The 12,323-nt window shown below is 66.5% G+C and carries 9 protein-coding genes; 4 read left to right on the top strand and 5 right to left on the bottom strand.

Annotated elements, in window-relative coordinates:
* The first annotated feature begins 59 nt into the window (after positions 1-59).
* The 3 genes from NQ204_RS07950 to NQ204_RS07940 are packed head-to-tail and all read left to right on the top strand — an operon-like array spanning position 60 to position 4,068.
* On the top strand, positions 60-1,007 hold the full coding sequence (locus NQ204_RS07950; protein WP_256643532.1) for a fimbrial protein: 948 nt from the start codon (positions 60-62) through the stop codon (positions 1,005-1,007).
* Complete coding sequence (locus tag NQ204_RS07945) at positions 1,004-3,520, top strand: fimbria/pilus outer membrane usher protein (RefSeq protein ID WP_256643531.1); 2,517 nt, start codon at positions 1,004-1,006, stop codon at positions 3,518-3,520. Before NQ204_RS07950 ends, NQ204_RS07945 begins: the two co-directional genes overlap by 4 nt.
* Positions 3,521-3,558: 38 nt before the next feature.
* The gene (locus NQ204_RS07940) at positions 3,559-4,068 is read left to right on the top strand and encodes a fimbrial protein (RefSeq protein ID WP_256643530.1); all 510 of its coding nucleotides are present in this window, start codon (positions 3,559-3,561) and stop codon (positions 4,066-4,068) included.
* A gap of 94 nt (positions 4,069-4,162) precedes the next feature.
* Here NQ204_RS07940 and NQ204_RS07935 read toward each other — a convergent pair whose 3' ends face one another.
* On the bottom strand, positions 4,163-4,573 hold the full coding sequence (locus NQ204_RS07935; protein ID WP_256643529.1) for a hypothetical protein: 411 nt from the start codon (positions 4,571-4,573) through the stop codon (positions 4,163-4,165).
* 531 nt (positions 4,574-5,104) lie between these two features.
* On the opposite strand from NQ204_RS07935, the gene NQ204_RS07930 reads away from it, so the two are divergent.
* Positions 5,105-8,056, top strand: a complete 2,952-nt coding sequence (locus NQ204_RS07930; protein ID WP_256643528.1) for an autotransporter family protein — start codon at positions 5,105-5,107, stop codon at positions 8,054-8,056.
* 163 nt (positions 8,057-8,219) lie between these two features.
* Here the strand turns inward: NQ204_RS07930 and NQ204_RS07925 are convergent, their stop codons facing one another.
* From NQ204_RS07925 to NQ204_RS07910, 4 genes are read right to left on the bottom strand one after another with little or no spacing between them, the layout of a single operon-like run.
* Complete coding sequence (locus NQ204_RS07925) at positions 8,220-9,605, bottom strand: FAD-binding oxidoreductase (protein ID WP_256643527.1); 1,386 nt, start codon at positions 9,603-9,605, stop codon at positions 8,220-8,222.
* Positions 9,602-10,192 carry a metal-dependent hydrolase gene (locus tag NQ204_RS07920; protein WP_116862592.1) on the bottom strand — a complete coding sequence of 197 codons (591 nt, stop codon included), beginning with the start codon at positions 10,190-10,192 and terminating at the stop codon, positions 9,602-9,604. The genes NQ204_RS07925 and NQ204_RS07920 overlap by 4 nt, the downstream gene beginning before the upstream one ends.
* Entirely contained in the window at positions 10,192-10,560 is a 369-nt protein-coding gene (locus tag NQ204_RS07915; protein ID WP_488192348.1) for a YraN family protein, read from the bottom strand. The genes NQ204_RS07920 and NQ204_RS07915 overlap by 1 nt, the downstream gene beginning before the upstream one ends.
* Positions 10,550-12,271 (bottom strand): penicillin-binding protein activator, encoded by a 1,722-nt coding sequence (locus NQ204_RS07910; protein ID WP_116862624.1) that lies wholly within the window; start codon positions 12,269-12,271, stop codon positions 10,550-10,552. Before NQ204_RS07910 ends, NQ204_RS07915 begins: the two co-directional genes overlap by 11 nt.
* Positions 12,272-12,323 lie beyond the last annotated feature (52 nt).

Genomic DNA, 12,323 nt, shown 5'->3' with positions numbered 1-12,323 from the left:
ACGTTGCCATGCGGATACCTCCGTCCCTTCAACGGCCGATACTTTTAGCCTTCGTGCTGATGGCCTCGCTGACACTGAGCACGAAAAGTGCTGTGGCTTGCCAGCGATTGGTCTTCAACGACATCAACGACAGTGTCGTGCGGGTTGCACAGAATCTTGATCAACCTGGCGTGCGCTTCTGGGGGGTCGGTGCATCGCAGGACCGGACGTATCAATGCCCGTCGGGCCAGGAGGCATTCCTGATCAACATGAATCTCGCCGGGCTGACCTATGAGGGCGAGATCCTGTCCGCCGGTGGGGTGATGGCTCCCGCTTACAGCTTCGGGCCTCGATCACCGCTGCTCACCTTTCTTTTCAGTGTTACTCCTGATGGGCAGACCGGATTGCTGCCCCGCATCGCGCTGCGCAATGGAGAAGTGAATCGCCACCCTGGTGTTGCCTTTACGAGCACCGGATGGGTTGATCACTTCCTGCAGATGCATATCCACTACCGCGGAGGAGCAATGGAGAGCGTACCGAGTACGTTCATAGGGACGATCGAGTTCTGGCCAGAGAATGACGCTTCGAATCCCTATCGTCACTCCTTCACGCTTGAACTCGACATTCCCGTAGTTACCTGCAACCTCGCAGACGTTTCGCATTCTCTGGATGACGCACGGATGGAGGATCTCGCCGCCAGCGGGAGCGACGCAAAGGAATCCAGCTTCGACGTCACGATGAACTGCCCGATGGACAACATCGACGTGCAGCTGTCGCTGGCCGACGCCAATGGCCCGGGCAGCCGCAACGGCCAGCTGGCGCCCGCTCCCGGTGCCACCGCTGGCGGCGTTCAAGTGCAGCTGCTGCGCGGTGGCCAGCCGGTGCAGTTCGGCCAGGCGTGGTCGCACGGCTGGTCCAGCAAGGGGCAACAGGCCATTCCGTTCAGTGCGCGCTATCTGCGTACGGCCGATCCGCTGGTGCCCGGCGACGTCAAAGGCGAGGCGGTGCTGACCGCCGACTACCGATGATGGCTGTCAATCGTACCCGTGCCGCCACGCGATCGTTCTGCGCCGCCATCGGTGGGGTGCTGTCGGCTGGATTCGCACTGGATGCCACGGCAGCCCCGGTCGAGTTCAGCGAAGGCTTCCTGATCGGCGGCGAAGCCATCGACATGGCGCGCTACGCCAACGGCAATCCGTTGCCGGCCGGCGACTACGCGGTGGACGTGCACGTGAATGGCGAGTACCTGCGCAGCCAGGACATCCGTTTCGTCATCCAGGACGACCCGCAGATTGCGGTGCCGTGCCTGTCACCGGCGCTGGTGCGCGGCCTGCCGTTGAAGCCTGCATTCCTGGAGGCACTGCCCGCCGAAGACAGCACCTGTGTGGATCTGCCAGCGCTGGTGGAGGGCGCTAGCACCACTTTCGACAGTGGCGAGCTGCAGTTGTCCCTCAGCATTCCGCAAGCGGCGCAGGCCATCGCCGCGCGCGGCTTCGTAGCGCCTGAACAACGCGATGACGGCATCACCGCTGCCTTCATCGACTACAGCGCCAACCACTACCGCAGCCAGGGCAGCGACAGCAGCCACCTAGGCCTTCAGGCGGGCCTGAACCTGGGCGCATGGCGCCTGCGCCACCGCGCGTCGTTCACCCATGGCAGCCAGGATACCCGTCACCAGGTCATCAGCAGCCACCTGCAGCGCGACATTCCGCGCTGGAACAGCCAGCTGCTGCTGGGCCAGGGCAACACCGGTGGCGAGCTGTTCGAAAGCGTGCCGTTCACCGGCGTGCGCGTGGCCAGCGACGAGCGCATGCTGCCCGACTCACTGCGCGGTTATGCACCGGTGGTGCAGGGCATTGCCGAAGGCAATGCGGTGGTCACCATCCGCCAGAACGGCAGCATCATCCACGAAAGCAATGTGGCGCCCGGTCCATTCACCATCGAGGATCTTTATCCCACCAACTTCGGCGGTGACCTGGACGTCAGCGTCACCGAAGCCGATGGCCGCGTGCAGCGCTTCAGTGTCAATTTCTCCGCCGTGCCGCAGGCGTTGCGTGCCGGGTCGTCGCGCTTTGCGGTCACCGCCGGCGAGCTTCGCGACACCGGCAACACGCTGCAGGCGCTGCGCTTCACCGAGGGCACCTACGCGCGCGGCCTGAACAACCGGCTTACCGTGCTGGGTGGCGCCCAGCTGGGTGAGGACTATCGCGCCCTGCTCGCCGGTGCTGCGGTCAACACGGCCATCGGTGCATTCGGTGCCGATGTCACCCATTCGCGCGCCCGCCTGCGCGGCAACGACACCGCCACCGGCAACAGCTTCCGCGTGAATTACCAACGTTACCTGGCGCGCACCGGTACCAACTTCGGCCTGGCCGCGTATCGCTACAGTACGCGCGGCTTCCTCAGCCTCAACGATGTGGCACGCGCGCAGAGCGACGACTGGGGTTACGGCCAGCGCGCCCGCCAGCGCTACCAGGTGAACTTCTCGCAGAAGGTCGGCCAGCGCAGCAACCTGTATCTCAGCGGCGGCCATGTGTCTTACTGGGACAGCGCCCGACGCCGCAACGATTTCCAGGTGGGCTTCCAGAGCACGCTGGGGCGGGTCAACTACGGTGTGTCCGCGCTGCGCTTCCGCGTGGGCGATGGCCGCCAGGACACCCGCTACGCGTTCACCCTCAGCGTGCCGCTGGGCCGTAGCGCCAACGCACCGCGTGCCAGCACCCAGCTCAGCCACGCCGATAGTGGCAGGCAGTCGCAGCTGGGCATCACCGGCAGCCTGGGTGAGTCACGTGCGCTGAGCTACAGCCTGTCCGGTGCACAAGGCAATGGACAGAACAGCCATAGTGCGTATGCCGCGTGGCAAGGCAGCCGTGGCAATCTCAATGCCGGCTATAGCCGCAGTGGCGACTACCGCAGCCTGTCGCTTGGCGCATCGGGCAGCGTGGCGCTGCACAGCGGTGGCCTGAACCTGGGCGCTCCCGTGGGCGACGGCTTCGTGCTGGTGCAGGCGCCGGGTGCGCAGGGCGCGCGCATCGGCAGCAGTACCGACCTGCGGGTGGCCAGTAACGGTTATGCGCTGCTGCCGCACATCAGCCCCTATCGCTGGAACACCATTGACCTGGATCCGTCCAGCCTGCCGATCGAGGTGGAGCTGCTGCAGACCTCGCAACGTGTGGCGCCCACCGCCGGTGGCATCGTGCGCGTGCCGTTCCAGGTGCGCCGCGAGCGCACGCTGTTCATCGACGCCACTGATGCCCTGGGTCAGCCGCTGCCGTTTGCGGCGGTTGTGCAGAGCGAAGACGGCGCGCCGGTCGGCGCGGTGGGGCAGGGTGGGGTGATCCAGTTGCGCGGTGCACAGGACAGCGGCAGTTTGATCGTCGACCCCGATGGCAAGCGACGCTGCCGCATCGACTACCGCATGCCCGATGCGCCGGATGCCTACGGGCTGTCGTGGAACCAGGCCGTGTGCTTACCGCAGCCGTTGCCGCCGGAGAGCCTGCAGGCGGGCACGCCGGAGCAGGAAGAGGGCACCGCCCCATGAGTTTCGTCTTTCCTTTCAACGTTCACAGGAGTTCAACCATGTCCCGTTCTCTTCTTCAAGTGATCGCGGTGCCGATGCTGTGCCTGATCGCGTCGGCCGCGGGTGCCCAGGCCACCCTCACCATCAGCGGCCGTGTGCTGCCGGGCACCTGCACGCTTGCAGCCCCGGCGATCGCGCTGGACCCTGTGAAGGCCGATGAGATGACGCCTGGTGCCGCCAACAGCGTGAAGGCAGGTGCGTTGAACTTTACCGGCTGCGTGGGCGTCAGCCGCGCGCGCCTGTCGTTCGATGGCACGGCCGCCGACGGCGACCCGGAGCGCTGGAAGAACACTGCCGCCGCCACGCCAGCAAAGGGTGTGACGATCGCGCTGTTGGCCGGCGCGAGCGGCAACACTTACCTGAAGAAAGGCGACGCCGACATTCCGGTGGCTGTCTCTGGTGCGACGGCCTCTTATCCGCTGCGCGCGGGTTACTTCATTCCCAACACCAGTGGTATCAACGCCGGCAATATCTCCACCGAGATCGTGGTGACTGCTGCCTACGATTGAGTGCCGATCAGGCCCTGTAGAGCCGAGCCATGCTCGGCTGCTCTTCGATCAGGATCCAGGCAGGCCGAGCATGGGCTCGGCTCTACAAGTGCCGCTAGGCAGCCCGCAACTGCACATCCACATACTCGGCCAGACCCCGGCACGCCAGCAGCAACCCCTCGCGCGCGTCATCGTTCACCTGCTGGCTGATCTCGCCATCCACGCGCACGCGCTCGGTGGCATGCAGCAGTTCAAGTAGAAATGTCAGCCCGGCATTGGCGCGGTCGATGCGTGCCAGTGCCAGCCGCTGCCCCGGCGTGCGGCCTTTGCCCGGCCACGGCTGCCCATCGGCGGCGTCGCCCTGGCGGATGTGCTGCAGGCAGTGCAGCAGCGTAATGGTGCCGGGCGCTTCGCCTTCCTGCAGTGCGGCGAAGGTGCTTTCCAGCGTGCGTGCCAGATCGTCAGGCAGGCGCGTGGCGGCCTCGCCCAAGGTGGCAAACAGATGGGGATAGTGTGACGTGGTCATGGCGGCGTCCTTGTGTGCGAAGCAAGGGGCCACCCCGCTTAACAGCGAGGGTGGCGGACGGTGCGTGGTTGCAATACCGGTGGTAACTACGCGAAACGCCGGCGGGCACGAGGCCCCCACACACCGCCCGCCATGTAAGCGCGGACAGAATGCCTGCCGACGCCGCCCGATGGATGAGCGACGCCGACAGACAAGCGTAAACAACGTAGTTACCAAACGGGATTGCAAGCCCGTGCCACCCGTTGTCGGTGGCGTTACATGATTTGCATGAAGCGCTAGTGATTCCAATGAGAATGATTTCAAATTTCGAAAGAATCAGAAATTGAGCTTAGTCTTGGAGCGCGGCGTGAAGAAGGGAGCAATGCGACAATTTGCGCGGCTCTGGTGGCGCACTGTACGGTTAGTACTGCGCTTCACGAACATTAATGTCGCATATGCGTCGGAACGTCGTATCTGACATTGCAACTAATTGAATGGTGGGCGTTCAACGCGACATACACTATGCCGGTCTCGACAAAAGGAGACCTCAATATGCGATCCCATCAGATCCAACACTCGGCGCTGGCCCTCGCATTGACGGCTGCACTTGCCGTTGGCATTCCCGTCAAGGCACTCGCACAGCAGGTCATCGCCGACGGTGATGGGCAGACCCCTGCAGCAGGTGATTACAGCGCAACCGGCGTGGGCAATCATGCCTTCCATGCGCTCAACGGCGGCAGCATCGTGCCGTTGGGTGCGGTCAACGTGAGTGCGGATGGCGACGGTGCATCTGCGGCCCGTGCCGAAGGCGCTGGTAGCCGTATCGAACTGAACGGCTCGACCTTGGTCACCACCGGCTTCGGTGCCACCGCAGCACTGGCGACTACGAGCGGTGAGCTGAATCTGACGGCTACCGACGTGATCAACAAGGGGACCGGCATGGGCGTTGTGGCCCATACCGGAAGTCAGGCCACGCTGCAGGATGTGAACATCCGCATGGAGGGCGTGTCGTCAGTTGGTCTCTCCGGCGGCGGTGACATCACGATGACCGGCGGCTCGATCTCGGCAATGGGGCTGGGGAGCCGGGCGGTGTCGGCCACCGGAGCGAACATGAGCCTGACCGGCGTTGAGATTGAGGGTGCGTCCGGCATCTGGCTGGCCGATAACAACCAGCTCGACCTTGCGGGGAGCACCGTGAGGGCCAGCGGCATCGCGCTGGACATCAATGGCCGCGGCAATGCAGTCACTGTGGTGGACTCCAGCTTCCGTAGCACCGGCGATGGGACGGGAACCGTCAAGATGTTCTCCGATTCAACCTTGGCGATGGCACGCAGTTCCGTCATCAGCGAGGGTGATCGCGCTGTCGGCATCGATGTGCGAACCGGTACGGTGGATCTGGACAGTGTGAATGTGACCACGTTGGGCGAGAGCAGCCATGGGTTGTATGCCGACTTCACTGGTATCGGTATCGATCCGACCATCAGCGCACGTGCGACCCAGGTTGTTACGTCTGGCGTCGGGGCCATTGGCGCCGTGGCACGCAAGGGCGGCAGCATCCACCTGGTCGACAGCATCATCCGCACCGAGGGTCGCGAGGCCCACGGTGTACTGGCCGGTGGCACCGGTGCCATGACGTTGACCGGGACCGATGTCCGTACCGAGGGTGAGGGCGCATGGGCCGCCGTCATCAATGACAACGGCAGCCTGGGCATCGACGGTAGTTCGCTGGTGAGCGCCCAGCATGGTGGTGTCTGGGTACGCAGCAGCCGTGACCCTGGTTTGACGCTGTCCAACAACGCTTACGTATCCGGTGGCAACGGCATCGCCATCGCGCTGGATGCGGCGGTGGCCGGTCGCTTCGACGTGGTCGTCCAGGGGGGCTCGCAGATGGTCGGCGATATCGTCATCACGCCCGAAGACGAGGATACCGGTCTGGTGCCGCAGTCTGATGTACACGTGCGCCTGGCAGACGGATCGCTGTGGCAGGGGTCTTCCGGCCTGGTGCAGACCATGGCGATTGAAAGCGGTAGTCAGTGGACACTGACCAGCGACGCCACGGTGGGCGAGCTGGATGTGCGCAACAGCGGCGTGGCGTTGTCCGATGGCAGTGGCCGCTTCAACACGCTCACCGTGGAGGGCGACCTGCACAGCGAAGGCGCCACGTTCCTGTTCCAAGGCGCATTGGGGGGCGATGACAGCGCCTTTGATCGCCTGCATGTGCGTGGCGATACGTCGGGCGATGCAAGCATCGCGGTGAAGAATATTGGCGGCGTTGGCGCTCAGACCACCGATGGCATCCAGCTGATCGAAGTGGACGGTGCATCGCTGGCAACCTATGCGCTGGCCGGCCGCGCCGTGGGCGGCTCCTATGAGTACTTCCTGTTCAAGGGGGGCGTGACTGATCCCACCGATGGCAACTGGTATCTGCGTTCGCAATGGTTTGATGTCTGCAAGGACAATCCGGCCGCGCCGGGCTGTGTGGTGGACCCGGTTGATCCGGTTGACCCCATCGATCCGGTTGACCCGGTTGACCCGGTTGACCCGGTTGACCCGGTTGACCCCGTGGATCCTGTGGACCCGGTGCCGGTGCTGCGTCCCGAAGCCGGGGCGTACCTGGCCAACCAGTCGGCAGCCATCAACATGTTTTCCCATCGCCTGAACGACCGCATCGGTGCCGTTTCGCTGGATGAAGGGCGTGCCGCGTGGGCGCGCGTGGGCCGGCAGCAGGCGGACTTCAGCGCGGTCGGTGGTCAGCTGTCGATTGATGGCAACACCTCGGTGCTGCAGATCGGCAGTGATCTGGTTCGCCGAGGCAATGCAGCGTTCGGCGTGATGCTGGGCACGGGGCGCGCTGACAGCAGTGCAGTGTCCGATCTGACCGGTTACAGCGCCAAGGGTCGGGTGCGCGGCAGCGCGGTGGGCGTGTACGGCACCTGGTTGCAGGTCGCTGACGGCACGCAGGGTGCGTACATGGATGCAAACCTGCAGCACGGCCGTTTCGATAACCGGGTGCAGGGCATCGGCCTGGAGCCGGAGCACTACGATTCGCGCATGACCAGTGCGTCGCTGGAGGCCGGCTACACCTTCAATGTGTGGCAGGGCGCTTCCAGTGCGCTGTATGTGCAGCCTCAGCTGCAGCTGTCCCATGTCAACTATCGTGGTGATCGACACGTGGAAACGAACGGCACGGTGATCGACCACGCCGATGCCGGTGGCCTTACCGGGCGCCTGGGCGTGCGTGTGTTCGGCCATGGCACTGCGGCCGGCAACACCGTGCAGCCATACCTGGGTGTGAACTGGCTGCGTGGCAGCGGTACCAGCACGTTGCAGTTCAACGGTGACACGCTGGGCGCGGATGTACCGCGCAACCGCTACGAGGTGCAGGCCGGCGCCGAGTTGAAGCTGGGCCAGCGCTGGGGCGCATGGGGTGGCCTGACCGTGCAGCGGGGTGATCATGGCTATCGCAACGTGGGTGGCCAGGTCGGCCTGCGCATGGCCTGGTAAGCGACAGTGCCGGGGTCGCCACGCGGACCTCTGGTGAGCCGAGCCCATGCTCGGCTCACCGCGCGAAGCGCGGGTGCATCGTGATCTGGACGGAGAGCAGCCGAGCGTGGGCTCGGCTCTACAGGTGCACGCCTTGGTAGCGCCGGTTTATGCCCGGCGCGCATCACACCGGTGGCAACACCTTGCCCGGGTTGAGAATGCCGTCCGGATCGAGCGCGGCCTTGATCGCGCGCATCGTCGCCAGCGTGGCCGGGGTGAATGCCTGCGCCATGAAATCGCGCTTGGCCAGGCCGATGCCGTGTTCGCCCGACAACGTGCCGCCCAACGCCAGCGTCAGTTCGAAGATCTTCGGCAGCGCCGCATGTGCACGTGCGTTCTCGTCGGCGTCTTCGGGGTGGTAGAGGATGTTGACGTGCAGGTTGCCGTTGCCGGCGTGGCCGAAGGTGACGATGGTGAGCGCGTAGTCACGCGCCAACGCCTGCACGCCAGCCACCAGGTCGGGGATGCGCGACACCGGTACCACCACGTCTTCATTGATCTTGCCGGGCGCGACGGTCCGCAGTGCGGGTGAAAGCGCCTTGCGTGCGGCCCACAGCTGGTCGCGTGCGCGGCCTTCCATTGCCACGTCCAGCTCGATCATGCCTTCACCTTCGGCGGCGCTGGCCAGCGCCTGCAGCAGGTAGGGCAGGGTGTCGTGGTCGCCATCGGCCTCGACCAGCAGCATCGCGCCAGCCTCGGGTACTTCGGCACCATTGAGGCGCAACAGCTCCAGGCTGCGCGCATCCATGAATTCCAGTCGCGTGGGTACCACCGGTTGCGACATCAGGCGCGACACCGCTGCAGCGGCCGCATCGGCATCGCGGTACAGCACGCGCAGTCCGGCCTGGCTGACCGGCAGCGGGGTCAGCTTGAGGGTGGCCTCCACGATCAGTGCCAGCGTGCCTTCGCTGCCCACCAGCAGGTGGGTGAGGTCGTAGCCGGTGGCATCCTTGGTGTAAGCGCCGCCGCAGCGGATCACTTCACCGGTGCCGGTGACCGCCACCAGGCCCAGCACGTTGTCGCGGCTGGTACCGTACTTCACCGCACGTGGGCCACCGGCGTTGCAGGCCAGGTTGCCGCCGATGCTGCAGATCTCGGCACTTGATGGGTCCGGTGCCCAGAACAGGCCGTGCGGCGCCAGCGCCTGCTGCAGCGTGCCGTTCAACACGCCCGGCTGCACCACGGCGCAGCGGTCGCCGGCGCGGATCTCGACGATGCGGTCCATGCGGGTGAACGACAGCACGATGCTGCCCGGCTGCGGTACCGCCGCGCCGGTGGTGCCGGTGCCGGCGCCGCGAGCGACCAGTGCGACGCCCTGTGCACGGCACGCGCGCACCAGCGCCTGTACCTGTTCGATGCTGGCGGGCAGCGCGACGGCGGCAGGACGTTGATGACGCCAGGAATTGTCCTGCGCGTTTGCCTCCAGTGCGTTGTCATCCATGCGCCAGCCCTCCGTGCCCAGCAGGGCGGACAGTTCGGCAACGAGGGCGGTAGGCAGGGCAGTACTCATGAGGGTTCCCGGGGAACGGCAGGGGCAGGTTGGATCAGTTTCCAGGCGACAACGGCGCCGGCCAGCGGCAGCCACACCCAGCGCAGCTCGGACAGCAGCGTGGCCACGCCGCGTGCACTGAAGAACTGAGGAGCGAAGGGCGAGACGCGGATCGGCCGCCACGGCGCGAAGAAGCGATGCTCACTCCACGGCCAGGCCAGGGCAACGCCCAGACCACCGGAGGTCATCGCATCGAGCAGCGGATGGCTGGCCGAGCAGATGAAGACGAACACCGCGGCCTGCACGGTGGATGTCGTAGATGCCAACCTTGGTTGGCTCGAAACCGCCGACCAAGGTCGGCGACTACCAAAGAACGCCAGCACCGCCGCCAACGCGGCCAGCACGCCGGCAAACAACAACGAATGGCTGGCGCCGCGGTGCCCGAACGCATCGGCATAGCGAATATGCAGGGCAAACGCCAGCACATCGGCGTCGGGCAGCATCGCGGCAATCACGCCGGCGGCCAGCACGCGCGGCGGAATGCGGCCGCGGTCAGCGGCACACCACAGCGCCAGTGGCACGGCGGCATGGGTGATGATCGAAGGCATCAGCAGTCATCCAACCGGAACGCATCACGCAGCCAACGCAGCTGCGGCGGATCGCCGGTAGCCTCAACCACATCAAAGCGGCAGGGCGCATCGGCCAGCGCAGGGTGCTCCTGCAGGTACAGCAGCGCGGCATGGGCCAGGCGCCGGCATTTGCGCGCATCCACCGAGGCCGCGCCGCCACCGAAATCCGCGCGTGCGCGATAACGCACCTCCACGAACACCACGGTGCCCGCGTCGTCCATCACCAGGTCCAGTTCACCGCCGCGGTAGCGCACGTTGCGTGCGCGCGGCTGCAACCCGGCCTGTTGCAGGTGCTGCTCGGCGGCGGCTTCCACCGCAGAGCCCCGTTGCAGGTGCTCAGCGACCACCGACGATCGGCATCGTGCGGCCACCACTGAAGGTGGACCACGCCGGCTGGCGCAGGATGTTGCCGTTGCTGTCCAGGTACAGCGTGCCGGTGGCGCCATCGAGGCCGCCCTCGTTCGACAGCTTTTCCAGGTAGGCGCTGATCTTCCACGCATCGGCACCGAAGGCGAACAGGCGGCCGGCGGCACCGCGCGCGCTGGGCAGGGTCTGGCCCACCTGCGCGGCCGACGGCAGGCCGGACACGCTGCGCACGTTCCAGGCTTCGTTCGGGTAGATGATGCCGTCCAGCGCCACGTCTTCCTCGACCTTGCCGCTGCCGGTGGTCAGCTGGCTGGTGCCGACGCGCGTTGCGCCACCGGCACCGGCCAGGGCCAGCTGCGGTGCCAGCAGGCGCGCCTGCGGGGCACGAACGGCCAGGAACACGGCATCGATCTGGCCGGCATTGCGCACCTGTGCGCTGATATCACCCACCGCGTCAACGACGGCGACCGTGGCGGCCACCTGGCCGCCGCGCTGGGCGAAACGCTGCGCAAATGCGGCCGCGGCGCGGCGGCCGGTGTCGTCGTTGCTGCTGACGACCAGGGCGCGGTTGCGCTCGCGGCCACGCAGGTATTCGGCGGCCACGATGCCATCGTCTTCCGGCGCCAGCGAGAAACCAGCGCTGCCCGCCGGCGGCGCATCCTTGCCGCGGTTCAGGGCCAGCACCGGCACCTGCAGCGGCTGGCGGCCGTACACCGCGTCCACTTCATCACGGCCCAGCGGGCCGACCACGAAGTCGACGCCGGACGCCACGGCCTTGTCATACGCGGCCAGCGCACCGGCCGGGGTTCCGGCGGTATCGAAGAAGTTGATCTCCGGGCGGCGGCGGCTTTCGCCGTAATAGGCAGCCAGCAGGCCATCGCGCACCGGCTGCGCGGCGGTGGCCAGGCGGCCGCTCAGCGGCAGCAGCACGGCCATCTTCGCCGGCGGACGGTAGCCATCGCTCATCGCCGGCGGGCGCTTGCTGGTATCGAACTGGGCGGCGCCGTCGCGGTCGAACGGGCGCGGCAGCGGCAGGCCGCGGGCGATCAGCGCACGGCCGGCGAAGTTGTACAGCGGGTCATTGGCCGGCAGCGCGGCGGCGCGGCTGCGCAGGGTAGCGTCGTCCAGCGTGCCGAGCAGGCCGGAAATGGCGGCCTGGTTCTCGCTGCGGGCGGTACCGGCCAGGCTGGCATGGGCACGGGCGCGTTCGGCGGCGGCAGCGAAGCTGTCACCGCTGGCCTGCAGTGCCTCGGCACGGGCCAGGTGCCAGCGCGTGCGCAGGCCGGGGTGCACGTTGTCACCCGCGTCCTTCAGCAGGACCAGCACTTGTGCAGGCTGCTTGTCGGCCAGAGCAAGCTCGGCGCTGGTCAGCTGGAAGCGCTGCAGGCTGGCGCCGGAGAGCTGGCGAGCGGTCAGCTGGCCCAGCAGGCTGCGTGCGCGGGCGCTGTCACCGGCGAGGTGCCAGGCCCAGGCCGCATCGGCCAGGGTGTTGCTGCGGGCACCGCCACGCAGGGTGGCGGCCTGCGCCTCCAGCTGCAGGGCAGCGTCGCGCGGCTTGCCTTGTTCGATCAGCGCCAGCGCCTGGCTCTGGGCCGGCGATTCGGGGGCGCTGGTGAGGCTGGTGGTGGCACAACCAGCCAGGAGCATCAGCGACAATGACAGGGCGGAGATGCGTGCGGCGGGCTTGTTCATGATCGGGTCCATGCGATGAGGGCAGCGGCCTTGGCCAGGTACACGCTAGGAT

Origin of the sequence: Stenotrophomonas testudinis (genome assembly GCF_024499815.1) — a bacterium.
Lineage (GTDB): Bacteria > Pseudomonadota > Gammaproteobacteria > Xanthomonadales > Xanthomonadaceae > Stenotrophomonas.
Note: the sequence above shows the minus strand (reverse complement) of the source record. Positions and strands in the feature narration are given on the sequence as shown.

Excerpts from the sequence above, each read along its gene's own strand:
- NQ204_RS07950 (WP_256643532.1), top strand. The coding sequence starts at position 60 with ATGGCCTCGCTGACACTGAGCACGAAAAGTGCTGTGGCTTGCCAGCGA.
- NQ204_RS07945 (WP_256643531.1), top strand. The coding sequence starts at position 1,004 with ATGATGGCTGTCAATCGTACCCGTGCCGCCACGCGATCGTTCTGCGCC.
- NQ204_RS07940 (WP_256643530.1), top strand. The coding sequence starts at position 3,559 with ATGTCCCGTTCTCTTCTTCAAGTGATCGCGGTGCCGATGCTGTGCCTG.
- NQ204_RS07935 (WP_256643529.1), bottom strand. The coding sequence starts at position 4,573 with ATGACCACGTCACACTATCCCCATCTGTTTGCCACCTTGGGCGAGGCC.
- NQ204_RS07930 (WP_256643528.1), top strand. The coding sequence starts at position 5,105 with ATGCGATCCCATCAGATCCAACACTCGGCGCTGGCCCTCGCATTGACG.
- NQ204_RS07925 (WP_256643527.1), bottom strand. The coding sequence starts at position 9,605 with ATGAGTACTGCCCTGCCTACCGCCCTCGTTGCCGAACTGTCCGCCCTG.
- NQ204_RS07920 (WP_116862592.1), bottom strand. The coding sequence starts at position 10,192 with ATGCCTTCGATCATCACCCATGCCGCCGTGCCACTGGCGCTGTGGTGT.
- NQ204_RS07910 (WP_116862624.1), bottom strand. The coding sequence starts at position 12,271 with ATGAACAAGCCCGCCGCACGCATCTCCGCCCTGTCATTGTCGCTGATG.